23 protein-coding genes are annotated in these 24665 nt (G+C 54.9%); 6 read left to right on the forward strand and 17 right to left on the reverse strand.

Features of this window, described 5'->3' with window-relative positions; genetic code table 11:
• Positions 1–13 precede the first annotated feature (13 nt).
• Both yhjD and SD961_RS18810 read right to left on the reverse strand, forming a co-directional pair.
• Positions 14–1018, reverse strand: coding sequence for an inner membrane protein YhjD (gene yhjD / locus SD961_RS18805; RefSeq protein WP_318791858.1), 1005 nt, complete (start codon positions 1016–1018; stop codon positions 14–16).
• Between the two features lie 57 nt (positions 1019–1075).
• Positions 1076–1975, reverse strand: a complete 900-nt coding sequence (locus tag SD961_RS18810; RefSeq protein WP_318791859.1) for a LysR family transcriptional regulator — start codon at positions 1973–1975, stop codon at positions 1076–1078.
• Between the two features lie 115 nt (positions 1976–2090).
• Between SD961_RS18810 and SD961_RS18815 the strand changes: the two genes are divergently transcribed.
• On the forward strand, positions 2091–2849 hold the full coding sequence (locus SD961_RS18815; protein WP_318791860.1) for an SDR family NAD(P)-dependent oxidoreductase: 759 nt from the start codon (positions 2091–2093) through the stop codon (positions 2847–2849).
• Positions 2850–3000: 151 nt separating this feature from the next.
• Here the strand turns inward: SD961_RS18815 and SD961_RS18820 are convergent, their stop codons facing one another.
• Positions 3001–3852: a PhzF family phenazine biosynthesis protein gene (locus tag SD961_RS18820; protein WP_318791861.1), complete on the reverse strand. Its 852-nt coding sequence runs from the start codon at positions 3850–3852 to the stop codon at positions 3001–3003.
• Positions 3853–4013: 161 nt separating this feature from the next.
• Here SD961_RS18820 and SD961_RS18825 point away from each other — a divergent pair, with 161 nt between their 5' ends.
• Positions 4014–4637 (forward strand): glutathione S-transferase, encoded by a 624-nt coding sequence (locus SD961_RS18825; protein WP_318791862.1) that lies wholly within the window; start codon positions 4014–4016, stop codon positions 4635–4637.
• Between the two features lie 2 nt (positions 4638–4639).
• Here the strand turns inward: SD961_RS18825 and SD961_RS18830 are convergent, their stop codons facing one another.
• Complete coding sequence (locus tag SD961_RS18830; RefSeq protein ID WP_318791863.1) at positions 4640–6097, reverse strand: PLP-dependent aminotransferase family protein; 1458 nt, start codon at positions 6095–6097, stop codon at positions 4640–4642.
• A 136-nt stretch (positions 6098–6233) separates the two neighbouring features.
• Here SD961_RS18830 and SD961_RS18835 point away from each other — a divergent pair, with 136 nt between their 5' ends.
• On the forward strand, positions 6234–6818 hold the full coding sequence (locus SD961_RS18835) for a LysE family translocator (RefSeq protein WP_318791864.1): 585 nt from the start codon (positions 6234–6236) through the stop codon (positions 6816–6818).
• 39 nt (positions 6819–6857) lie between these two features.
• Here SD961_RS18835 and SD961_RS18840 read toward each other — a convergent pair whose 3' ends face one another.
• The 4 genes from SD961_RS18840 to SD961_RS18855 all read right to left on the reverse strand — a co-directional run bounded on the left by SD961_RS18840 (position 6858) and on the right by SD961_RS18855 (position 12891).
• Positions 6858–9239: a phosphoketolase family protein gene (locus SD961_RS18840; protein ID WP_318791865.1), complete on the reverse strand. Its 2382-nt coding sequence runs from the start codon at positions 9237–9239 to the stop codon at positions 6858–6860.
• 120 nt (positions 9240–9359) lie between these two features.
• A complete protein-coding gene (gene mqo, locus SD961_RS18845) occupies positions 9360–10976 on the reverse strand; it encodes a malate dehydrogenase (quinone) (RefSeq protein WP_318791866.1) in 1617 nt (538 codons plus the stop codon).
• A 434-nt stretch (positions 10977–11410) separates the two neighbouring features.
• Positions 11411–12178, reverse strand: coding sequence for a triose-phosphate isomerase (tpiA, locus tag SD961_RS18850; protein WP_318791867.1), 768 nt, complete (start codon positions 12176–12178; stop codon positions 11411–11413).
• Positions 12179–12297: 119 nt separating this feature from the next.
• Positions 12298–12891: a DUF1454 family protein gene (locus tag SD961_RS18855; protein WP_318791868.1), complete on the reverse strand. Its 594-nt coding sequence runs from the start codon at positions 12889–12891 to the stop codon at positions 12298–12300.
• 91 nt (positions 12892–12982) lie between these two features.
• Here SD961_RS18855 and SD961_RS18860 point away from each other — a divergent pair, with 91 nt between their 5' ends.
• Positions 12983–13426, forward strand: coding sequence for a DUF805 domain-containing protein (locus SD961_RS18860; RefSeq protein WP_318791869.1), 444 nt, complete (start codon positions 12983–12985; stop codon positions 13424–13426).
• A gap of 84 nt (positions 13427–13510) precedes the next feature.
• On the opposite strand, the gene fpr is transcribed toward SD961_RS18860, so the two are convergent.
• A complete protein-coding gene (fpr, locus tag SD961_RS18865; RefSeq protein ID WP_318791870.1) occupies positions 13511–14257 on the reverse strand; it encodes a ferredoxin--NADP(+) reductase in 747 nt (248 codons plus the stop codon).
• Positions 14258–14546: 289 nt separating this feature from the next.
• On the opposite strand from fpr, the gene emrD reads away from it, so the two are divergent.
• A complete protein-coding gene (emrD, locus tag SD961_RS18870; protein WP_318791871.1) occupies positions 14547–15725 on the forward strand; it encodes a multidrug efflux MFS transporter EmrD in 1179 nt (392 codons plus the stop codon).
• A 169-nt stretch (positions 15726–15894) separates the two neighbouring features.
• Here the strand turns inward: emrD and glpX are convergent, their stop codons facing one another.
• The 3 genes from glpX to SD961_RS18885 form a co-directional block, all read right to left on the reverse strand.
• Positions 15895–16905, reverse strand: coding sequence for a class II fructose-bisphosphatase (gene glpX / locus SD961_RS18875; RefSeq protein ID WP_318791872.1), 1011 nt, complete (start codon positions 16903–16905; stop codon positions 15895–15897).
• A gap of 102 nt (positions 16906–17007) precedes the next feature.
• Positions 17008–18522, reverse strand: a complete 1515-nt coding sequence (glpK, locus tag SD961_RS18880) for a glycerol kinase GlpK (protein WP_306208981.1) — start codon at positions 18520–18522, stop codon at positions 17008–17010.
• A gap of 32 nt (positions 18523–18554) precedes the next feature.
• The gene (locus SD961_RS18885) at positions 18555–19403 is read right to left on the reverse strand and encodes an MIP/aquaporin family protein (RefSeq protein WP_318791873.1); all 849 of its coding nucleotides are present in this window, start codon (positions 19401–19403) and stop codon (positions 18555–18557) included.
• A gap of 449 nt (positions 19404–19852) precedes the next feature.
• Here SD961_RS18885 and zapB point away from each other — a divergent pair, with 449 nt between their 5' ends.
• Complete coding sequence (gene zapB, locus SD961_RS18890; protein WP_318791874.1) at positions 19853–20092, forward strand: cell division protein ZapB; 240 nt, start codon at positions 19853–19855, stop codon at positions 20090–20092.
• A gap of 39 nt (positions 20093–20131) precedes the next feature.
• Here the strand turns inward: zapB and rraA are convergent, their stop codons facing one another.
• The 5 genes from rraA to ftsN all read right to left on the reverse strand — a co-directional run bounded on the left by rraA (position 20132) and on the right by ftsN (position 24664).
• A complete protein-coding gene (gene rraA / locus SD961_RS18895; RefSeq protein ID WP_318791875.1) occupies positions 20132–20617 on the reverse strand; it encodes a ribonuclease E activity regulator RraA in 486 nt (161 codons plus the stop codon).
• A 107-nt stretch (positions 20618–20724) separates the two neighbouring features.
• A complete protein-coding gene (locus SD961_RS18900; RefSeq protein ID WP_318791899.1) occupies positions 20725–21633 on the reverse strand; it encodes a 1,4-dihydroxy-2-naphthoate polyprenyltransferase in 909 nt (302 codons plus the stop codon).
• 185 nt (positions 21634–21818) lie between these two features.
• Positions 21819–23150 carry an HslU--HslV peptidase ATPase subunit gene (gene hslU, locus SD961_RS18905; protein WP_318791876.1) on the reverse strand — a complete coding sequence of 444 codons (1332 nt, stop codon included), beginning with the start codon at positions 23148–23150 and terminating at the stop codon, positions 21819–21821.
• Positions 23151–23161: 11 nt separating this feature from the next.
• A complete protein-coding gene (gene hslV / locus SD961_RS18910) occupies positions 23162–23692 on the reverse strand; it encodes an ATP-dependent protease subunit HslV (RefSeq protein ID WP_147200319.1) in 531 nt (176 codons plus the stop codon).
• Positions 23693–23782: 90 nt separating this feature from the next.
• A complete protein-coding gene (ftsN, locus tag SD961_RS18915; protein ID WP_318791877.1) occupies positions 23783–24664 on the reverse strand; it encodes a cell division protein FtsN in 882 nt (293 codons plus the stop codon).
• Position 24665 lies beyond the last annotated feature (1 nt).

Here is a 24665-nt window from a genome sequence, read left to right on the forward strand (position 1 = left end):
TAGGGGGCGGAATTTATGCTTTTCTTGCAGAAACCTCAATAGGTTTGTCGTCCTTGTATTTTGCTGTAGCTATCCACGCGGCGCAGAACAATGTCAGGCGGGCAAAGAAGTAAAAGAAAGCCATCAGGCCCAGGACCGATCCAAACGCGGCGCCAGAAGGAGACGAAGCGAGTTTGGGAAGCGTCAGGGTCATAATAAATTTAATTACCTCAAAGCCGATAGCGGCCAGCAACGTGCCGCGAAACAGCGCTTTCTTACGCGGTTTATGACGCGGCAGGATCCAGAATATCCACAAAAACAGCAGATAGTTCGCCAGAATGGAGATGGAAAGCGCAATCAGCGTCATTGCCGGTCTGAGCCATTCAATCCCCTCCAGCCCCAGTGCGCGAACGATCGCCTCCTGCGCTGCGCCAGCGATAGAAGTCAGCGACAGCGTAACGATCAGGGCGAGCACCAGCCCGATCAGCGAAATAAAATCACGCGTATATTTGAACCAGATTTTCTCCTTATCCTGCTCGTTTCGCTCCCAGACATCGCGTGACTGAGCGCGAATGGCTTCGCGCAGGTTGCCCATCCAGCTAATGCCTGAGTAGAGGGCGATAAACAACCCCGTCAGCCCAACGGTGGTACGTTGCTGAACCGCGGTGTTCACGGTGTTTTTCAGCGTCGAAGCCAGCGTAGGATCGCTGATATTATTGACGATCTTATTGATCAACTCCGTCAACAGATCCTGATTAGAGGCGAGCACAAAGCCCACTGCGGCAAAGGAGACCATCAAAATCGGGATCAGCGACAGAAACGAAAAATAGGTAATGGCCGCGCCAAACTGGCTGCCAAGACGATCGTTAAAGCGTTCTCCCGCACGGAGAAAATGCGCTACCGTCGGAATAGCCTGAAACCAGCTCACCAGGCGTGAAATCCGGGTGATAGAGTTGTCGACGGTAGGGTTGCCCGTTTTAATGTTGATCAGAGGTTTTTCTGCATCTTGCTGCTGTTCAGTCGGTTGATTTTCCTTCATGTACCCTTCTTCATGTCCTGCAAATAAATGTATCTGCGTGAAATTATAGCCGCCTCGTCAGGCTATGTACTGTTTCATTGCCTGCGTGAGCCATTCCATAAAGATATGTACCCGCCTGGCGAGATTACGGCGATGGGGATAGATCAGCGAAAGCAGCATCGGTTCAGCACGAAAATGGGGGAGGATTTCGATCAGCTTTTTATCCTTTAGCGAGGCTTTCATTCCTGCCAGCGGAGCCTGAATAATCCCCAATCCGGAGAGACAGGCTGTGCGATAGGTTTCCGTATTGTTCACGGTCACTGCGCCGCCGGTCTTAATGAAACGCGTGGTTTTGCCGTCGTAGAACTCAAAGCCTGCTGGATGGCTCCCGAGCTGCCGGCTGTAATGCACCATGGCATGTTGTCCGAGATCTTCCAGCGTAAGCGGAGTGCCAAAACGCTCCAGGTAGCCGGGGCTGGCGCAGTTGACCATCGTCAGCGTGCCCAGCGGGCGGGCGATCAGTCCTGAATCATCTAACACGCCGCCACGCACAACGCAGTCAAACCCTTCGCGCACCACATCAACGCGGCGGTCGCTGCTGCTTAACTCCAGCTCAATACCCGGGTATTGCTGCAAAAAGTGGGGCAGCAGCGGCAGAATAAAATGGCAGGCCAGGCTGACTGACATATCTACCCTTATCCGGCCGCTGAGCGTGGCCGGATCGTGCTGAAACAGGGAATCCATCTCCTCCAGCGTGGCGAGTACGTCGCGGCAGCGTTCGTAATAGACCAGACCGTCCTGGGTGAGCTGAACCCGGCGGGTGGTCCGGTGTAACAGTCGCGTACCCATACTGTTCTCCAGCGCCTGAAGCTGGCGGGAGAGACTTCCTTTCGGCACTCCCAGGCTTTCCGCTGCACGGGTAAAACTCTGAAGTTCAGCTACCCGAACAAAAACCTGCATTGCTTGAATTTTATCCATTAATGCGCTCATTGTTATTCAGATTGAAACAGTGAAGCGTTATCAAGCTCATTTATAGATCAGAACGCAGGTAATATCCTGCTTTTTGTCCACAGTGAATGAAACGGAGAAGAAAATGAGCGCTAAAATTGCAATTATCACCGGCGGAAGCCGGGGTTTAGGTGAAAATGCCGCCCTTAAGCTGGCCGCGCGGGGCATTAGCAGCATTTTGACCTATCGTCATAAGCAGCAGGAAGCAGAGCAGGTGGTCAAGCGCATCCAGGCACTTGGCGCTGACGCAGTGGCTCTACAGTTGGATATAGCGGACAGCAGCACCTTTGCTGACTTCGTCGGTAAAGTGCAGGAACATTTGCAGATCGTCTGGCAACGCGACAGTTTTGACTATTTATTAAACAACGCCGGTACGGCATTGCATGCCAGTTTTAATCAGACTACCGAAGCGCAGTTTGATGAGATGGTAAACGTGCATTTCAAGGGGCCTTTTTTCCTGACGCAGAAGCTGCTGCCGTTGATGATTGACGGTGGCCGGATACTTAATATTTCAAGCGGTCTGGCCCGCTTCAGCCTGCCGGGCTCCAGCGCCTATGCTTCCGTCAAAGGCGCGATGGAGGTACTGACCCGTTATCAGGCCAGAGAGTTAGGAGAGCGGCGCATCAGCGTGAATATCCTGGCCCCGGGCGCTATCGCCACCGATTTCAGCGGTGGCATGGTGCGCGATAATCCTGAGGTGAATGCTTTTGTGGCTTCGCAAACGGCACTGGGCCGCGTGGGGCAGCCGGACGACATCGGCAATGCCATTGCCCAACTTCTCAGCGACGAGAGCGGCTGGATCAACGGCCAGCGTATTGAAGCTTCGGGCGGCATGTTTCTCTGAGGCTCTGGTTACAGACGAGTAAACCCCCAGGCTTCCCTCATGATGAAGGAAGCCGCGTCCTGTGCCTGACTTAACGGGCACTGTTGCCAGGGTGCTGGTGCGTCTTGCCGCTGTGCGATGCAGGCTGAGGCTGGTGATGGCGACCACGGTCTTAAATCTTCAGCGTACCGTCAATCACCGTTACCGTCTGACCGCCAATCCAGAGGCCGTCGGTCGCATAAGTCACGCTGAGGCGGCCAGCGCGCTGCATTGCCGTCCCCTGGCGTACCCGGTAATCCAGCTCCACGCCCCGAGCCTGCAGATAGCGGGCCAGGCAGGCGTTAGCGCTGCCAGTAACCGGGTCTTCCGTTAATGACCCGTTTTCAACCAGCAGACCGCGAACTTCATACTGCCCGGCAACGCCATCCACAGGAGCAAAAGGCATTACGCCATTCACCTTCGCGATACGCATCACGTTTTCAAACTCAGTAAGGTTGGGCTTAATCGCCAGTACCGCTTCAACCGACTGCATCGGTACCAGCAGCCAGCGGATCCCCATATCGGCTACCATCACCGGCAGTGCGGATTCTATTGCATCGCAGCCAAGCGCACTGCTTAAGGACGCATCGGTAAACTCCGTTAGCGTGGCCTCCGGCGCTGAGAAGGCCAGCGCGCCGTCAGCCGCTATCTTTATCGTTATCAGCCCCAGCTCGCACTCCTGCACAATCTTGCCAGGCTGCTTAAGGGTAATACCTGCTTCAATTAGTGCATGCGCGCTGCCCAGGGTAGGGTGACCGGCAAAAGGCAGCTCAAGATCTGGCGTGAAAATACGCACACGATAGTCAGCCGCCGGGTCCTGCGCGGGCAGAATAAAAGTGGTCTCTGAGAGGTTTGTCCAGCGGGCAATCGCCGCCATCTGTTCGTCGCTCAGGCCGCTGGCATCCATAATCACCGCCAGCGGATTGCCATTCAGGGGAGAAGAAGTAAATACGTCAACCTGCTTAAACGCACGTAATTGTGTCATCGCGCATCTCCTTTTGGTTATGATGTGTAAGAGTATCCTGAATCTTTCCGCTGAGTGTAGCGGGGTGGCACAACTGTTAAGTCGGGCTGGGGTTGGCCATTGTCAGTCCGACAGAAAATGCGTATTAATAGCCAAAACCTGAACAAATAAGTGAAGGATCTATGCTGAAAATACTGGGGCGCGCCTCCTCCATTAATGTGCGAAAAGTACTCTGGATCTGTGAAGAGCTGAATATTCCCTTTCGCCGTGAAGAGTGGGGCGAGGGGTTTAAGTCCCCGCAGGAGGCTTCATTCAGGGCGCTGAATCCTAATGCCCTGGTGCCGGTTATCCAGGACGGGGATTTCGTCATATGGGAATCCAACGCCATCATCCGCTATCTGGCGAACGCCTACGGCGGCGGCTGGCTCTACCCTGAAGACCCCCGTGCTCGTGCGCCGGTTGACCAGTGGACTGACTGGCAGGCGACCGAGCTGAACACTTCCTGGCGCTACGCCTTTATGGCGTTAGTGCGTCACTCACCTGCGCATCAGGACCCCCGGCTGCTGGCCGCAGCCTGCAAAGGTTGGTCTTACACTATGGCCATTCTTAATGCGCAGCTGGAACGTACCGGCGCCTATGTGGCAGGCAGCGCCTTTTCGCTCGCTGACATTCCGGTAGGGCTGTCAGTTAACCGCTGGTTTGAGACGCCGCTGGACCACCCGGCGTTTCCTGCCGTGCGGGCCTATTATGAGCGGCTGACCGAACGTAAAGGATATGCCACGTGGGGCCGAAATGGCACGCCTTAACGTCAGAGCTTGCCTGCGGCAATACCGCTGATTTCACATGCCAGCGCGCCTGTTCGCTTCAGCGCCCAGGTATAACGCTCATCGAACGGGTAGCAGCAGGAGAGCCGCAGCGCGTGGTTTCCGCGATCGCTCAGGGTATAGAGCGCTCCCGGCGTCAGGCAGATTTTCTCCTGCAGCAATCGGTGAAACAGATCTACCGTGTCTACTTTGCCCGGTAATTCTACCCAAAAGACGTAGCCTCCGCCGGGCATCGTAGCCTGGGTTCCCAGGGGAAAATAACGGGCAATAATCCCTCTGACTTCATCCAGTTGGGCAGCGTAGCGGCGGCGCATGGAACGCAGGTGATGGTCGTACCCGCCAGATTCAAGAAACAGCCCCAGCGTCTCGGACAACAGCCGTGATTCCGCCAGCGAAGAGACAGATTTAAGCCTGGCCAGCTCCGTACTGAAGCGCCCGGCTGCAATCCAGCCCAGATGAAAGTCGGGTGCCACCGTTTTGGTATAACTGGCGCAATGCAGCACCCAGCCCTCGGTATCAAAGGCTTTAACCGCCGGAGAGAGCGGCCAGCAGAATTGCAGCTCGGCATACAGCCCGTCTTCAATCAGCGGCACTTTATAGCGATTGACCAGCTTCGCCAGCCGTTTTTTATCCTGCAGTTTCATGCTGCACCCCAGCGGGTTTTGTACGTTTGGCATAGCGATCAGCGCCTGCAAACGTTTTTCCTGCAACAGCAGCTCCAGGGCATCAAGCGAGAGTCCATGCTGGGGATCTGTAGGGATTTCAACGACTTGCAGACCAAGACTTGCCAGCAGCGGGAACAGATAAAAATAGGTAGGTGTCTCCACACCTACGCAATCTCCCGGCGTGGTGACGGCTCGCAGCGCCAGCTGGAGCGCCTCCATGCAGCCGTGGGTCAGCGTCACCTCTTCAGCGGTCAGCTTCATCCCCAGGTCCATCGCACGGCGCGCAATTTCCCGTCTCAGACGCTGGCTACCTGGCGGCAGGGCATAGCGACCAATTAAATCGGGTTCACGTCGGAGCAGAGAAGCCATAATGCGGCTGATTTTTGCCGTGGGGAAGAAGTCGCTGTTTTGCGGACAGGCCAGCGAGATATTGGTGTAGTCGGGATGGTTCTGCGCGGCAAATACGGCGTCAATCAAATCCAGCTTTTCACTGCCGGGTGAGCGCACCTTTGCCTGCCGGTCGCCGCTGGTTTTCACCGAAGGCAGCCTTCCACGGACGTAATAGCCCGACTGGGGTCTGGCTTCGATCAGGCCGCGATCTTCGAGGATACGGTAGGCTGTGAGCACGGTGTTTACGCTTAGCTGGTGGTTGCTGGCACAGCGCCGGATAGCGGGCAGGCGGCTTCCGGGCAAATAAGTACCGTTGTGGATGGCCTCCGCCAGCGTTTCAGCCAGCTGATGGTAAAGCGTACTCTCCTGCGCGTCGATGATGGACACAGTCGCCTGCCTTGATAATAGGTACAGTTTAATGAAAACAGCTTTTGTACTCATCACAATAGTGTATTTCTGAATCTGTTACCATCGGCGTGATCTCCTTAACATGGTGTTCTCAACCGCACCCAGGAGACAGACCATGCTTGATCCTTCCTTTATCAGTTACGTTACCGTGATGTCCATTACGCCAGGGCCGAACAACCTGATGCTGGCCACATCTGGCGTCAATTTCGGCATGCGCCGTACGCTGCCTATGCTGCTGGGGATCATGGTTGGATGCGGCATTCAGACAGCGATAGCGGGATTGCTGCTTGAAGTACTGCTGCAATGGATGAGCGCGGTTCTTCTGCCGCTGACGCTGATGGGGGGCGCATATCTGCTGTGGCTTTCCTGGAAAATTTTCCGCTCGGGCGCGCCAAAGCTGCGTGAAAAAGCGCAGCCAATGACGCTGATCGGCGGTGCGATGTTTCAGGCCATCAATCCGAAAGCCTGGCTGATGGCGACGAACGTGGCGCTGATGTATACCGCCAGCAGCGGTATTGTCACGGTAATGTTTGGCTTTATGGCGCTGAACCTGCCATGCATTTTGATTTGGGCGGCGATGGGCGATCGGCTGGGTAAGCACTTACAGGTGCCCTGGAAGTTGCGCGTCTTCAATGGGGTAATGGCGCTCTCGCTGGTTATCACCACGCTCTGGATGCTGGTGGAAGCGGTGCAACTCTGAAAGATGTGGGCGACCCGCTGGCCGCCCACAGGATGAAGGTCAACGCGCGCTGGAGGGCCATACCCAGTTCAGCACTTCCGGCAAGTCTTCCCCCTGTTCACGAACCCAGCGATGATGCTCAGCCAGTTTTTTCTGAATTTTATCCAGCACGTCTGAGGCCTTCTCTGCCAGCCCCGGCACGCGCATAATCGCTTCCTGCGCCAGATGATAACGGTCCAGCTCGTTAAGCACCGTCATATCAAACGGTGTGGTGGTGGTGCCTTCCTCATTGAAGCCTTTCACATGGAAATTACGGTGATTGTTTCGCTGGTAAGTCAGCCGGTGGATCAGGGCTGGATAGCCGTGGAAAGCAAATACCACCGGTTTGTCGGCGGTAAATATCTCGTCAAACGCCCGATCTTCCAGGCCATGGGGATGCTGCTCTCTGGTTTGCAGCGCCAGCAAATCGACCACATTCACAACCCGAACTTTCAGTTCCGGCAGCCACTGACGAAGCAGATCAACCGCAGCCATTGTTTCCAGCGTTGGCACATCTCCTGCGCAGGCCATGACCACATCCGGCGCGCTACCCGGTTGCTCATTCCCGGCCCAGGGCCAGATGCCCATTCCCTTTTCGCAATGCGTGACAGCCTGTTCCATAGTCAACCATTGCGGCTCGGGTTGCTTGCCTGCGATGATCACATTGATACGATCCCAGGTTCGCAGGCAGTGGTCGCCTACCCACAGTAGGGTATTGGCGTCCGGCGGCAGGTAAATACGGACAATATCCGCTTTTTTATTGGCAACGTGATCGATAAAACCGGGATCCTGGTGGCTGTAACCGTTGTGATCCTGACGCCAGACGTGAGAAGAAAGCAGATAGTTTAATGAAGAAATGGGCTTACGCCACGGCAGCTTACGCGACACCTTCAGCCATTTGGCATGCTGGTTGAACATCGAATCCACAATGTGGATAAAGGCTTCGTAACAGGTAAACAGACCATGCCTGCCGGTCAGCAGATAGCCTTCAAGCCAGCCCTGGCACTGATGCTCGCTGAGAATCTCCATAACGCGGCCATCTGGCGAGAGCTGCTCATCATAGGTTTCAATCTTCTCCATCCAGGTACGGCTGGTCACATCAAAGACCCGTCCCAGACGGTTTGATGCGGTTTCGTCTGGCCCGAACAGGCGGAAGTTGTCGGGATTACTGCGGAATATCTCGCTGAGATAGCTGGCGAGCACTGCCGTGGACTGATCCTGGCTGCCGCCGGGAGTGGCAACCTCAACGGCAAACTGGCGGATATCGGGCACGTTAAGTTCCTGCCGCAGCCGTCCGCCGTTAGCATAGGGCGTGGCTCCCATCCTTTTATCCCCTACGGGTGCCAGCGCCTGGAGTTCAGGTTTCAGCTTGCCTTCCGCGTCAAACAGGTCATCAGGGCGATAGCTTCTCATCCAGGATTCCAGAATCTGGCGATGGTTTTCATCCTCACGGCATGATGAAACCGGCACCTGGTGAGCTCGCCAGAACCCTTCAACTTTTTTACCATCTACCGATTTCGGTCCCGTCCAGCCTTTGGGGCTGCGCAGAATAATCATTGGCCAGCGCGGAATACGTGTCGCTGCCACATCGCTTCGCGCTTCCTGCTGTAACTGATGGATACGGTCGAACGCTTTATCGAAGGCGGCGGCCATATCGCTATGCATCTGATGCGGGTCATCCCCCACCACAAACAGCGGATCGTAACCATAGCCAGTAAACAGCTGTTGCAGGTCCTCATCACTGGAACGACCCAGCAGAGTGGGATTGGCAATTTTATAGCCATTGAGATGCAGAATGGGCAGGACCGCACCATCACGGGCGGCATTCAGGAATTTAGTGCCGTGCCAGCTTGAGGCCAGCGGCCCGGTTTCCGCTTCGCCATCACCAATAATGCAGGGCGCAATCAGTTCGGGATTATCAAAAACGGCCCCAAATGCATGCACCAGAGAGTATCCCAGTTCGCCCCCTTCATTGATGGAGCCTGGCGTCTCGGGCGCCGCATGGCTTGGTATCCCGCCGGGGAAAGAGAACTGCCTGAACAGTTTGCGCATGCCTTGCGCATCCGCACTGATATCGGGATAGATTTCGCTGTAGGTGCCTTCAAGCCAGGTATTGGCAACCATGCCTGGACCACCGTGTCCCGGTCCGCAGATATAGAGCAGATTCAGATCTCGCTGGCGAATAATGCGGTTGAGGTGTGCATAGATAAAATTCAGTCCGGGTGTGGTTCCCCAGTGGCCCAACAGCCGGGGTTTAATGTGCTGTGGCAGCAGAGGTTCTCTGAGAAGCGGGTTATCCATCAGATAAATCTGCCCCACCGACAGATAGTTTGCTGCCCGCCAGTAGCGGTCCAGCAGAGAAAGTTCGTTATCAGTGATCGGCTGAGGTAAAGATGTGTCCATCCTGCTTCTCCTTTAATACGGGTCAGCTAAAAGCATAGACGCTTGTGTCGATCGGGCGAGAGGAAAGTGGGGAGGTAAAAAAAGGGCGGAATCTATCCGCCCTGGGATCGGAAGGCGAGGTTACTTGCCTACCACCGCGGCGTCAGCTTCTGCGGCTTCGTCATTGGCAGCAGATGCAGGCGTGTAGTCCAGTTGCAGGGTGCGGCTGGTTTCCGCCATCTCTTTTTCCGACGCCGCCACGTTGCCATTCAGCTTCTGACCATAAGAAGGGATCATCGCTTTCAGCTTTGTCTGCCATTCGAACGAGGAAAAGCGTTCATGGAAAACTTTGCTCATCAGCTCGATCATAATTGGTGCGGCGGTTGAAGCACCCGGCGAGGCACCCAGCAAAGCAGAAAGCGTACCATCCTGCGAGGTGACGACTTCTGTGCCCAGCTTCAGCACGCCGCCTTTACCCGCTTCTTTCTTGATGATCTGCACACGCTGGCCCGCCTTCACGCGGCGCCAGTCTTCCTTTCTGGCTTCCGGGAAATAGTCCTGCAGCGCTTTCAGGCGATCTTCATCGGTCAGCATGACCTGACCCATCAGATATTTCACCAGACTGAAATTATTCAGGCCAACCTGCATCATCGGCAGCAGGTTGGAGGAAGTCAGCGAAGCAAACATATCCCACAGTGAACCCTGCTTAAGAAATTTGGTAGAGAAGGTGGCAAACGGACCAAACAGCAGCGTCTGCTTGCCGTCCAGCATACGGGTATCCAGGTGCGGCACAGACATCGGCGGGGCACCTACGGAGGCTTTACCATACACCTTCGCCAGATGACGTTTTACCACCTCGGGATTGTCAGAGACCAGGAACTCGCCCCCTACCGGGAAACCAGCATAATCTTTGACTTCAGGAATGCCTGATTTTTGCAGCAGCGTCAGGCCCGCACCGCCTGCGCCAATAAAGACGTAGCGTGCACGCACGGTTTTTTGCTGACCTTTGTTATTCAGGTCGGCGACCGTCACGCTCCAGCTCTGATCATCATTGCGCCTGATATCGCGAACCTCATGACGGGTTTGTAGCCTGAAGTTACGGCTTTTCTGCAACGATGCCACCAGCTGGCAGGTAATTTCGCCGAAATTAACGTCAGTTCCGCTTGAGATGCGCGTGGCGGCGACCGGGTCGGTTTGCTCGCGGCCTTCCATCATCAGTGGCACCCATTGCCTGATCAGCTCCGGGTCTTCTGAATATTCCATACCACGGAACAGACTGCTTTTTTGCAGCGCCTGGTAACGTCTCTTCAGGAAGGCGACATTTTCGTCGCCCCAGACAAAGCTCATGTGCGGAACGCTGTTGATAAAGCTGCGCGGGTTAGTCAGGGTCCCTTTGCGAACCTGATGTGCCCAAAACTGGCGCGAGATTTGAAAGGCTTCATTAATCTCCACGGCCTTTTTGATCTCAACCGAACCGTCTTCTTTCTCTGGGGTATAGTTCATCTCGGCCAGCGCGGAGTGACCCGTGCCCGCATTGTTCCAGCCGTTAGAGCTTTCTTCAGCAGGGCTTTCCAGGCGCTCCACCATGCCAATACGCCATTCAGGCTCCAGCTCCTGTAAATAGGTGCCAAGCGTGGCGCTCATAATGCCGCCGCCGATCAGTAACAGATCGACGTCGTTGTATTCTCCGGCCGTGGCCGATTCAGCAAAACCCATCTTTTCAGTGCAGACAGACTGGAGTGCAGCAGTTTTTCGCATGAGGCGACATCTCCGGGCGTTGATTTTTCAACAAGTTAAGCAGGGAAACAGACACGGCTTCTGAGGAGCGCGTTCCGCTGTCTCGTTGTTCCAGGGGCAGTTTTCGTTAACCCGCCATAAAACGAACATACTGAAATCTTATGGCGCGACAGAAATATACCATTGTTACGAGTCATTTAAAAAATTGTTTAAAGATTAAAAATGAGAATGAAAAATCAAACGAAATTAGTAACATTGATGTCGGCTGTGACATTTAGCCGTTAACAAATGCGGATTTTGGAAAGGTTAATTTATAATCAAAGACTTAGCATAAGTAAGCAGGGTGGAGATTTCGCAGGTCTGAAACGCAGTTGCCAGTCTGATAAGGCTGGAGGGGGGAAGTAAGAGTAAAAAAGGAAAACTCCTGCGCCGTTGCCAGCGCAGGAGGTAGTTCGTCAGGCTTTTTTCGCTGCTGCTGCGGCTTTAACAATCACGGCGAAAGCATCAGCTTTCAGTGACGCGCCGCCAACCAGTGCACCATCGATGTCTGGCTGAGCAAACAGTTCTGCTGCGTTCTTATCGTTAACAGAACCGCCGTACTGAATGATAACCTGCGCAGCCACGGTCGCGTCTTTCTTCGCGATATGGTCACGGATAAATTTGTGTACTGCCTGAGCCTGCGCAGGGGTAGCGGATTTACCGGTACCGATAGCCCAGACTGGCTCATAAGCCACCACCACGCCGTTGAAAGCCTCGGCGCCCTGGGTGTTAAGCACGGCATCAATCTGACGTGCGCACACTTCTTCCGTTTTGCCTGCTTCGTTTTCTGCTTCGGTTTCACCGATGCAGAGCACAGGGATCAGGCCTGCGGCCTTCAGCACGGCAAATTTTTTGGCAATCAGCTCGTCGCTCTCTTTATGATAAGTGCGACGTTCAGAGTGGCCGATGATGATGTACTGTGCGCCGATATCTTTCAGCATGTCGGCAGAGAGTTCGCCGGTAAATGCGCCGGACAGATTCACATCAACGTTCTGTGCGCCAAGCGCAATGTGGCTACCGGAAGCGGCATGTTTTGCCAGGTCCAGATAGACCGCCGGAGGGGCAATGGCTACGCCGCAGCCGTCAACGCTGCTCAGCTCGTTACGCAAGCCGGCAATCAGTTCGTTGACCATCTTTTTGCTGCCGTTCAGTTTCCAGTTACCCATGACTAACGGATGTCGCATTATATCCTCCACGCTTAGCGCGATGCTGTTAAATTACCCTGCCAGAGCAGTATTGTCTGCCAGACAGTATAGAGATCAAAACCCCTAAAGGCTTTGCTTTTCGTCATCTTTGCTGGGGGTCAGTTGGCCGCCATCGCTAATTTAATCGGCTCTATGGCAAAGGTCAGTCCCTTGTCGCCATTGTCCGCCACGATGTAGCGCACAGCGCCTTCATCCTGGGTGAAGTAACGCGATCCTTTGCCCTTGTTCAGCACGTCGTTAAGCCGCTTCAGGCTCTGCTCTACATTGAGCGTAGGCTCAAAAAAGCGCGTCATGGCGGCCATGTAAGCCAGCGCTTTATCCCGTGCCGCTTTCTCATCCGGGCCAGGCACCGGCAGCCAGGTTATCTGTAAGGTTTTGATCTTCCCGGTTCCCTGCTCCAGTGCGGTAGAAGCGTAGAGATTTTCATTGATCTTGCTGGCGGCGCGGGTCAAATTACTTTTATCCCCGCGGTTATCGATAGCGCGATATTCAGCAATCTGTAACGTGGGATTGATAGCATTATACTTTTCGCGGAACTGGCCGATAGTCATATCAAAGGTAGGCGATCCAGCCTGAAGATAGGGCGCGGCAGGCAGGTGTTCAGTACGATCCTGCGCAGCGGGGGCATCCTCCGCCTGGGCTGTTGTCAGCATTAACAGTGCCGTGATGCCCAGAAAAATCACTTTATTCATTCCGTCTGCCCTAACCTTAAAATTCAACTCAAGATTAGAACGGACAATGACCGACAAAGTCAAAGCCTGACGCTGTTCTGAGGGATAAAAAATGACCTTACAAGCGTGGTGTTTTTCCTGGCGAGGCCGCCTGAGACGGCGCGATTTCTGGGTCTGGCTGACAGTGTGGCTGGCTCTGATGGTCGTGCTGTACACCCTGGCCGATCGCGGCTGGATAAGCCGCCAGACGGCGGCGTTCCTTGTGGTTTTCCTGCTCCTGCCCACCAGCGCAGTGGTGGTCAAGCGCCTGCACGATCGTAATAAGAGCGCCTGGTGGGCGCTGCTGCTGCTGGTCGCGTGGATGATGCTGGCAAGGGATTGGGAGATGCTGCCGCAGCACTGGCAATGGGCGCTTGATCGCTTTGTCCCCACGCTGATTCTGGTCACAATGACGCTTGAGCTGGGCACCTTCAGCGGTACCCAGGGCATGAACCGCTTTGGCCGAGCGGCCAGCCCGGTCAACTATTTTGGACGCAAGCTGCCGGATTACCAGTAACCTCTGTGGTCAGACGCAAACTGTCGGATAATCAGCAATACCCGGCTCTGTCAGCCGGATTGCCAGCCATGATCAGTCGCCAGATTACCAGTAATGCTCGGCGGTCATATGGCCTGGCTTGCGCTTGAGGTGCTTACGCATATCGCGGGTCTCTTTCAGCAGTTGCTGCGTATCCCTGACCATCTGCGGGTTTCCACACAGCATGATATGGCTGCTCTCAGCCTGCATTGGCAACCCTACGGCCGCTTCCAGCTCACCATTGGCAATCAGAGCCGGCACGCGGCCGGTCAGTGAACCGACGCTCTCTTCCCGGCTGACTACGGTCTGGATACGCAGCTGACCGTTGTAGCGTTGCTGAAGTTGCTGCATCAGCGGCAGATAGCTCAGATCCTGCGCGTAACGTGCGGCATGCACCAGCACGATATTCTCAAAACGCTCCAGCCCTTTTCCTTCCTGCAAAATCGAAAGATAAGGACCAATGGCCGTACCGGTAGCCAGCATCCATAACGTTTTGCATTCAGGAATTTCATCCAGCACAAAGAACCCGGAGGCCTCTTTGGTGATCATTACCTCTTCACCGGGTTTCAGCGCATGCAGGCGCGGGCTGAGCTTGCCTTCCGGCACAGTAACCAGATAGAACTCCAGATTGGTGTCGCTGGGCGCATTCACGTAAGAATAGGCGCGCTGCACGCGTTCGCCGTCAATCTCCAGCGCCAGTTTGGCAAACTGACCAGCGGTAAACGGGTCGATAGGGGCGGTGACGACGAGACTGAACAAGCTCTCTGTCCAGTCATTCACCTCTTTGATCCTGGCGTTAACCCATTCGGCCATAAACTTCTCCTTTCTCGGGGTGGGGGCCTGACGCTATCTTCGCCACTCGGCGCCAGCTTTTCCAGTCTCTCTGCGGCACAAAGCTCGTATCGACAAACTGACCCTTGTCACTATAACGTACAGATTGATTTACGGTGTGCCCGCTTTCACTGACACTACGCGGTCAGGGATTTTTCGGCTTCCCACTCCCTTTGTCATCGAATCCTGATATTTTCCACGCCATAAGATCCTCTCCCCGTGTGTTAACCCTGAATTTAGCGGATAGCGCCGGTAATTGTGCTGAACAAAAATGAAAAAATTAGAAAACGGGCATCTGTTAATGATGCTGATTGCGCTGGTGGCCGTGGGACAGATGGCGCAAACCATCTATGTGCCTGCAATGACTGCCATTGCTGAGGTATTTAACGTCCGCGAGGGGGCCGTCCAGCGGGTGATGGCAGCCTATCTGATGACTTATGGCGGATCGCAGCTGTTGTATGGCCCGCTCTCCGATAACATTGGCCGCCGTCCGGTGATTCTGGCGGGGCTTAGTATCTTCTGTCTGGGCACGGTAACTGCGCTGTTGGCACCTACCTTTGATCAACTGGTGCTGGGAAGCGCAATTCAGGGCTTGGGCACCGGTGTGGCTGGCGTGATGGCACGAACGATGCCGCGCGACCTGTATGCCGGCGGCGCATTGCGGCTGGCGAACAGCCTGCTGAATATGGGCATACTGGTCAGCCCGCTGGTTGCCCCTGTGGTTGGCGCGCTGCTGACGCATCTGTTCGGCTGGCAGGCCTGCTTTGCTTTCCTGCTGCTGCTCTGTGGCTGCGTGGGCGTCGCTATGCTGCGCTGGCTGCCAGAAACGCGGCCTGCTCCTTCTGAAAAGCGCGCCCTGTTTTCCCGCTATCGTCCGCTGCTGGCCGACAGCACCTTTATCCGCTATCTGATTATGCTGATGGGTGCGCTGGGTGGCATTGCCGTATTTGAGGCTAGTTGCGGCGTGTTGATGGGGGGCGTGTTGGGGCTGAACAGCCTTACCGTCAGCCTGCTGTTTATTTTGCCCATTCCCGCCGCTTTTTTTGGCGCCTGGTTTGCCGGACGGGAAAACCGGCCTTTCCAGCAGTTGATGTGGTGGTCGGTTAACAGTTGTCTGTTAGCGGGCGCGCTGATGTGGCTCCCCGCCTGGTTTGGCGTGATGACTATCTGGACGCTGGTGGTACCTGCGGCGCTGTTCTTCTTTGGCGCAGGGATGTTGTTTCCGCTGGCGACTACCGGTGCGATGGAACCCTGGCCCTATATGGCCGGCACGGCGGGCGCTTTGCTGGGTGGGTTGCAAAACCTGGGTTCAGGCTTAGCCGCATGGCTTTCAGCGCTGCTGCCGCAAACGGGTCAGTTCAGCCTGGGGATGCTGATGTTTGCGATGGCGCTGCTGATCCTGCTCTGCTGGCTGCCGCTGTCGCGCCGTCCTGAGCCACATGCTGTCTGAAATTCAGCATCCTTGGGGCCGAAACTCCCGGAATCGGCGCGACTCAGGGAATGTTCAGCATAAAACAGGGCCGAAACGCATCGGCCCTGATAAGTTGCCTGGCTGCACGCAGATCCTGAACCCTTCAAGCTGACTTAACCGGTAGAATGCTGGCAAAGCCAGGCCGGGATTAAAGAATAAACGGATGCAGGTTTTTATCTTTTCTGTCGAGATAGTGAATCGACTGAATGCGGCGGATAGTGCGTGATTTACCGCGTACCAGCAACGTTTCAGTGGTAGCGATATTGCCTTTACGCGTGATGCCTTTCAGCAAATCACCGCTGGTGATGCCGGTGGCGGCAAAGATCACATTATCGTTCCGCGCCATGTCGCCGAGCTGTAAAATTTTACCGGCTTCAATCCCCATCTCCTGACAGCGCTTCAGCTCCTGCTCGCCCAGTAAGCGATTCTCCGGCGTATCCCCTTTGACTTCATAGCGTGCCAGCAGACGACCCTGCATATCGCCATCCATTGCGCGGATCACCGCTGCCGAGATCACCCCTTCCGGCGCGCCGCCAATGCCATAGAGCACGTCAACTTCGCTGTCCGGCATGCAGGTAAGGATAGAGGCGGCCACGTCGCCATCGGGAAAAGCAAATATCCGTACGCCGAGCTGCTGTAACTCAGCGATTACTGCGTCATGGCGCGGTTTTGCCAACAGGGAAACGGTCAGCTCCGAAAGGGGCTTTTGCAGCGCCTGCGCCACGCGTTTCAGGTTCTCTTCCAGGGGTAACGCCAGATCGATAACGCCTTTAGCCTCAGGCCCGACGATCAGTTTCTCCATGTACATATCGGGCGCGTTCAGGAAGGATCCTTTGTCGCCTACGGCCAGCACAGCCAGCGCGTTCGCCTGGCCCATTGCGGTCATCCGCGTGCCTTCAATCGGATCGACGGCGATATCCACGGCATCGCCTCTGCCGCTGCCGACCTTTTCGCCGATATATAACATCGGGGCTTCATCAATCTCGCCCTCGCCAATGACGATCTCCCCGTCAATATCCACGTTATTCAGCATAATGCGCATAGCATGGACGGCGGCGCCGTCCGCAGCATTTTTGTCACCGCGTCCCAGCCACTTGTAGCCTGCCAGAGCAGCGGCTTCCGTTACGCGTGAAAATTCAATGGCAAGTTCTCGTTTCATGATTGGCCCCGGAGAAGAAGTGAGGCGGAAAGTTTATCACAGCGGAGAGAAGGGGGAGGGGGAAAAGCCCGCAGTCAGGTGACCGCGGGCGCATTGACAGACTTACGAATCGTCCTGATCTTCCCATGCTTTGGCACGAGAGACCGCTTTCTTCCAGCCTGCGTAGCGATAATTACGCTCGGTGGTTTCGATGCTTGGGCGGAATTCACGCTCAATAACCGCTTTAGCACGAACTTCATCCAGATCGTTCCAGAAGCCGACCGCAAGGCCAGCCAGATAGGCGGAACCCAGCGCGGTCACTTCCAGGACTTCCGGACGCTCAACGCGCGCGCCCAGGATATCGGACTGGAACTGCATCAGGAAGTTGTTGGCTACCGCACCACCATCCACGCGCAGGGATTGCAGGCGAGTGTTGGCATCAATCTGCATCGCTTCCAACACGTCACGCGTCTGGAAAGCAATAGACTCCAGCGTTGCGCGAATGATGTGGTTAGCATTTGCGCCACGCGTCAGGCCGAAGATGGCGCCACGCGCATAGGGGTCCCAGTAGGGTGCGCCCAAACCGGTGAAAGCAGGAACCATGTAGACGCCGTTGCTGTCTTTCACTTTGCTGGCGAAATACTCGGAGTCGGTAGCATCACCGATCAGTTTCATCTCATCACGCAGCCACTGAATAGAGGCACCACCGATGAACACAGCACCTTCAAGCGCATAGTTCACTTCACCGCGTGGACCACAGGCGATGGTGGTCAGCAGGCCGTTGGTGGAGGTAACCGCTTCGGTACCGGTGTTCATCAACATAAAGCAACCGGTGCCGTAAGTGTTCTTCGCCATGCCAGGCTCAACGCACAGCTGGCCATAGAGCGCGGCCTGCTGGTCACCGGCAATACCGGCGATAGGAATACGCGTACCGCCTTTACCACCGATGTTAGTCTGACCGTACACTTCTGAAGAGGATTTCACTTCTGGCAGCATTTCGCGCGGGATATCAAGGATATCCAGCATGCGCTGATCCCACTCCAGCTTGTGAATATTGAACATCATGGTACGCGAGGCGTTGGTGTAATCGGTGATATGAACCCGTCCCTGCGTCATTTTCCATACCAGCCAGGAGTCGACCGTACCGAACAGCAGTTCACCGCGTTTCGCACGCTCGCGGGAGCCTTCAACATGATCCAGAATCCACTTAACCTTGGTACCGGAGAAGTAGGGGTTAATGACCAGACCGGTGGTGTGCTGGATATACTCTTCCAGGCCCTCTCTTTTCAGCTTCGCACAGTAGTCAGCGGTGCGCGGATCCTGCCAGACGATAGCGTTATAAATCGGCTTGCCGGTCTCTTTGTCCCAGACAATCGCCGTTTCACGCTGATTGGTGATGCCGATAGCGGCAATCTCATCAGAGCGAATATCGGCATGCGCCAGCACTTCTACCAGCGTGGAGCTTTGCGAGGCCCAGATATCCATCGGGTCATGCTCAACCCAGCCAGCCTTAGGATAGATTTGCTGAAATTCGCGCTGGGAGACCGCCACGATATTGGAGTCATGATCCAGGATTACCGCACGAGAGCTGGTAGTGCCCTGGTCGAGCGCGACAATGTATTTTTTTTCTGTGGTCATAATTCATTCCTGATGGTGAAAAGGGTTAACACTTACGCTTTGCGCTGCTCAGCACGCGCTATCGTCTTCTCATCTTTCTTTACGGCGGTGGCACCAGGCAGATTACGGGCTATCAAAATGCGGTAACCAAATGCACCCAGGCTGGCGCCAACAATCGGGCCAAAGATCGGCACGAGGAAATAAGGGATATCACGGCCACCGGTAAAGGCGACGTTACCCCAGCCTGCCAGCCAGGCAAAGAGCTTTGGTCCGAAATCACGAGCCGGGTTAAGAGCAAAACCGGTCAGCGGGCCCATAGCACCGCCGATAACCGCAATCAGCAGGCCAATCAGCAGAGGCGCCATCGGGCCGCGAGGCAGGCCGTTACCGTCATCGGTCAGCGCCATAATCAGGCCCATCATCACGGCGGTGATCACTGCTTCAACTATGAAGGCCTGGCCAACGCTGATATGGGGATTAGGATAGGTCGAGAAAATTCCCGCCAGATCGAGGCTCTCTACCGTGCCACGGATCATCTGATGCGACTGTTCATAATCCAGGAACAAATTGTAGTAGAGACCGTAAACCAACGCGGCAGAACAGAATGCCCCGGCTATTTGCGCAAGGATATAGGGCACAACCTTACGGCCATCGAAGTTGGCAAACAGGCAGAGTGCAAGGGTGACGGCCGGGTTAAGATGCGCACCAGAGATGGCGGCGCTGAGATAAATTGCCATCGCAACGGCAATCCCCCAGATAATACTGATTTCCCACTGTCCAAAACTTGCGCCGGCCAGTTTCATGGCGGCGACACAGCCGGCACCAAAGAAAATAATGGTGGCGACACCGAGGAATTCGGCGATGCACTGCCCTTTGAGCGTGCTTGTTGCTGTCTGACTCATGATGACATTTCCTGAAGGCGAGGTTAAATGTTGTACTGCGCTTTTTTTCTCATTCCGTGAGCCGCCCAAATCTAATGTAGGGCTGATGTAAATTTATCGTTAACGAGCATAAACGAGAAATAGCGAAATCAAAAGTTGTGTGCTGTGTCATAAAAATGAGCGTTTTCGCGTCTTTTGGCTTTCCTAAAACACCATTTCATTTTCGTTTAAGCGGGTTTTTGTCGAAAATTATTAACCATAACCTTACTTTTTAAGCGGCTAATGTTGCGGATACCAGGTCTATGCTGAAAATTGTTACAGACTGCACCCTGGGTGGGTTCGCCGCTGGACTTGGCGGGCTGCTCTATTTACAATCGGATAATCGTTGTTATCCGTGGAATGCCGGTTTACCCCTTCATGATCTGCGGCTGGCAATATCAACGGGTTGCGATTAGAAGAGGTTATTTATAATGTCATTTGAAGTGTTTGAGAAACTGGAAGCAAAAGTACAGCAGGCTATTGATACCATCACGCTGTTGCAGATGGAAATTGAAGAGCTGAAAGAGCAGAACAACAATCTGAATCAGCAGGTGCAACAGGCTGCGGGAAATAGTGATTCTCTGGTGCGTGAAAACCAGCACCTGAAAGAAGAGCAGCTTGTCTGGCAGGAGCGTCTGCGTGCGCTGCTGGGAAAAATGGAAGAAGTTTAACTTTCAGATAAGAAACGGGTGCCAGCGGCACCCATTTTTTTATTCGATATCGAGTGGATCTTCAGAAAGGATGATGCCGGTGTTATCGGCATAGAGATGGTCGCCGGAGAAAAAGGTGACGCCGCCAAAGTTTACGCGGATATCGCTTTCGCCAATACCTTCGCCCGCAGCGCCAACCGGAATAGCGGCAATGGCCTGAATACCAATATCCAGCTCCTCCAGATCGTCAACCTGACGCACGGAACCGTACACCACAATGCCTTCCCACTCGTTCTGCATCGCCAGTCTGGCCAGCGCCGCATCGATCAGGGCACGACGAACCGACCCGCCGCCATCCACCAGCAGCACGCGACCGCGACCGTTCTCCTCCAGCAGATCGTACAACAGCCCGTTGTCCTCGAAACATTTTACCGTGATGATTTGCCCGCCAAACGAGGTACGGCCACCGAAGTTTGAAAAGAGCGGTTCAACGACATTTACATCTTCATGGTAGATGTCGCAGAGTTCAGAAGTATCATATTTCATAAGGGGTTTCGTCTGTTTGCCACAGGAACTTTGAGTATATCGCTTTCTCGCCGCTGTTGGCAAAATCATCAATTGTTAAAAGTTGCGATGAGTCAAACACATCGCACTTAATTGAGCAGCAGGCCAAGCGAAAAAAGCAGGTTAAGCAGCAGGGCTGATTTAACCGTTTTCTCCAGCATCGGACGCATGGCGGCGGCCGACGTTTGCTGCATGATATAGCGACGATGGCCGATCAGCAGCGGTGTTGCCAGCAGAAACAGCCAGCCACCAGAATTGAGCGAACTCATCACGGCAAACAGGGCACAACACAACACAGCGCCCGCCAGCAGAAGTGAATGGTAACGTCTGGCATTGATCGCGCCTAAACGCACGGCCAGCGTGTATTTCCCGTTTTGCCGATCGCTGTCAATATCGCGCATATTATTCACGTTGAGCACGGCTACAGCCATCAGCCCGCAGGCGGTAGCGGGCAAAAACAGCATCACCGGCAGGTTGTGCGCCTGAAGATAATAACTTCCTGTGACGCCCAGCCAGCCAAAGAAGATCAGCACGGAAGCATCTCCCAGGCCGAGATAGCCATAAGGTTTTTTGCCCACCGTATAGGCGATGGCGGCAACAATCGCTACCGCGCCCAGTCCGATAAACCCCGCTATATCGTTAACCGACCGGCAGGCCCGGAGGATCAGCATCACGCCCGATACTATTGTGAGGGCCACGGTAAAGATCAGGGCGATGCGCATCTGCTGCTGAGTGATGGCACCTTTCTGCATACCCCGTAACGGGCCAAGTCGATCAGGCGTGTCGCTGCCTTTGATCGCATCGCCATAATCGTTTGCCAGGTTAGAGAGAATTTGCAGCAGCGCGGTGGTCAGCAAAGCCATCACTGCGGTGCCGGGATTGAAATGTCCCTGCCACCAGGCGAGCGAAGAGCCGGTGATCACCGAGGCACAGGCCAGCGGTAGCGTACGCAGGCGAAGGCTCTCAAGCCAGGCGCGGGAAGGGGAGAGGGCAGTAATGGAATGCAGATTGTCCGTCATAACGGCAGAGGCCTTTGCTGAAGGGGATACACATCGTGACGCTATAGTAGCGTCCGTTTCAGGCCGGAGAGTTATTCCACGTCAAGGATAGTGGCCAGGGCGGATAACATTCAGACGTAAAAAAAGGAGGCCGGAGCCTCCTTCTTGCTGTGCTTAAACGCGCCTTACAGAATAAAGCGGCTCAGATCTTCATCTGCAACCAGCTCATCCAGATGCTTACCAACATATTCCGCATCAATGGTGAAGGACTGGCCGTTCAGATCGCTGGCATCATAGGAGATATCCTCCATCAGCCGCTCCAGCACCGTGTGCAGACGGCGGGCGCCGATATTTTCAGCGGTCTCATTCACCTGCCAGGCGGCGGCGGCAATTTTGCTGATGCCCTCCTCGGTAAAGCTGATGTCTACGCCTTCGGTTTTCATTAACGCTTTGTACTGCACGGTAACGGAAGCGCTTGGTTCGGTCAGGATGCGCTCGAAATCGTGCGTGGTCAGCGCCTGAAGCTCAACGCGAATTGGCAGGCGTCCCTGCAGCTCCGGGATCAGGTCTGAGGGGCTGGCAACCTGGAACGCACCTGAGGCGATAAACAGAATGTGATCGGTTTTCACCATGCCATGCTTGGTGGAGACGGTACAGCCTTCAACCAGCGGCAGCAGGTCACGCTGAACGCCTTCGCGCGATACGTCCGGGCCGGAACTCTCACCGCGCTTACAGACTTTGTCGATCTCATCAATAAAGACGATACCGTGCTGTTCAACCGCGTCGATAGCTTCCTGTTTCAGCTCTTCCGGATTAACCAGCTTGGCCGCTTCTTCTTCAATCAAAAGCTTCATCGCGTCTTTGATCTTCAGCTTACGCGGCTTCTGCTTCTGATTGCCCAGGTTCTGGAACATTGACTGCAGCTGGCTGGTCATCTCTTCCATACCCGGCGGAGACATAATCTCTACGCCCATCGGTGAAGAGGCCAGATCGATCTCAATCTCTTTATCGTCCAGCTGGCCTTCACGCAATTTTTTGCGGAAAGACTGACGCGCTGCAGAAGGCTCAGCAGCTTCTTCTGGCTGGCCCCAGTTGTTCTTGGCTGGCGGGATCAGTACGTCCAGAATGCGCTCTTCTGCCATCTCTTCGGCACGATAGCGATTTTTTTCAATCGCCTGTGAACGGACCATTTTCAGCGCAGAGTCGGTGAGATCGCGGATGATGGAATCCACCTCTTTCCCCACGTAGCCCACTTCCGTGAACTTGGTCGCTTCTACTTTAATGAACGGCGCGTTGGCCAGCTTGGCCAGGCGACGGGCAATTTCGGTTTTACCTACGCCGGTTGGGCCGATCATCAGAATATTTTTCGGGGTCACTTCGTGACGCAGCTCTTCATCAAGTTGCATGCGGCGCCAGCGGTTGCGCAGGGCGATAGCCACCGCACGCTTGGCATTATCCTGGCCAATAATAAAACGGTTCAGCTCGCTGACGATCTCGCGCGGAGTCATTTCGGACATAATTGGGATCCTTACGCTTTAGAAGGTAATTCTTCGATGGTGAGATTGTGGTTGGTATAGATGCAGATGTCGCCTGCTATACCCAGCGCTTTTTCAACGATGTCGCGCGCGCCGATCTCGGTGTTTTCCAACAGCGCCCGGGCGGCTGCCTGTGCGTAAGGACCACCGGAACCAATGGCAATTAAATCGTTTTCCGGCTGAATGACGTCGCCATTCCCGGTAATAATCAGAGAGGCGTTTTCATCCGCTACCGCCAGCAGCGCTTCCAGCTTGCGCAGCATACGGTCGGTACGCCAGTCTTTCGCCAGCTCCACGGCGGCTTTCACCAGATGACCCTGATGCATTTCCAGCTTGCGTTCGAAAAGTTCAAACAGCGTAAAGGCATCTGCAGTCCCGCCAGCAAAACCGGCAATGACTTTGTCATTATAGAGACGACGCACTTTTTTGACGTTGCCTTTCATTACGGTGTTGCCGAGGGTAGCCTGGCCATCACCGCCAATTACTACCTGGCCGTTGCGTCGTACACTTACAATTGTTGTCACGGGCAGACCCCTTGTTGCAGTCAGTAGATATCCCCGCAGTCCACCTGCGGGGCATTGATGCATTCAGATATGGGGCAGCTTTAAGGGGTTTCAACCCCCGGTAGCGAGAGGAATACAATTTGAGTGGCCAGAGCCACGCAGGCGTTTCAGCGTGCTGTCTGCGGAGGAGCGGCTGTTATACGGGCCGATAACCACGCGATTCCAGCCACCGCCGGTAGTGATGCGGCTTTCAAATCCTTCAAAGGCGAGCTGGGCGCGGATGGATTCGGCCTGATCGGTTCCTTTGAAGGAGCCGCACTGCACCATCCAGCGCTGGGATTTCTCCGCCTCTTTCTCTTTCGGCTTGCTCTCTGCTTTAGGCTGCTGAGCCGTCTGCGTTGTGGGCTGCGGTACCTGTTTTACCGGCGCGCGGGTGACGGGCGCTGGCGTTACCGGCGCAGGGCGGGTTGTTTGCGGCGCTTGCTGCATACGCGACTGCTGCTGCAACTGACTCTGCTGCTGCTGGCGCTGTAACGTCTGCTGGCGCTGGGCTGGCGTCTGCTCGTTCCACGGCACTTCATTCAGCTGCGTGGGCTGCTGACGCATATCAGACTGCATCTGTTCCAGCAATTGTCGCTGTTCATCGGTCAGCTGCGTCTGGGAATGCACTTCACCGCCGGCAGAAGGTTCAACAGGCGTGGGAACGGTAAGTTGACGGTTTTCCAGCTCTTTAATGTAGCGCCAGCGCTCTTCCGGCTTCGGCGGCAGGCCATTTCCTACGGCTTTATGATCGGGGATAACCGGCGTCTCTTCTTTTTTATGATGGGCAATAAACCACAGGCCGCCGACAAACGTCACCAGAACGGCAACGGCAAGCACTACCATGACTTTTGGAACCCCTGAACCGCCACTGCGCTTTTTACTGCGACTGTTGGTCTTTTTGCGACGCGTCCCTGTCGAACGCCCGCGGCCTACGTAATCTTTTTGTGCCACT

This window comes from Erwinia sp. MMLR14_017 (genome assembly GCF_033657285.1).
Classification (GTDB): Bacteria; Pseudomonadota; Gammaproteobacteria; order Enterobacterales; family Enterobacteriaceae; genus Erwinia.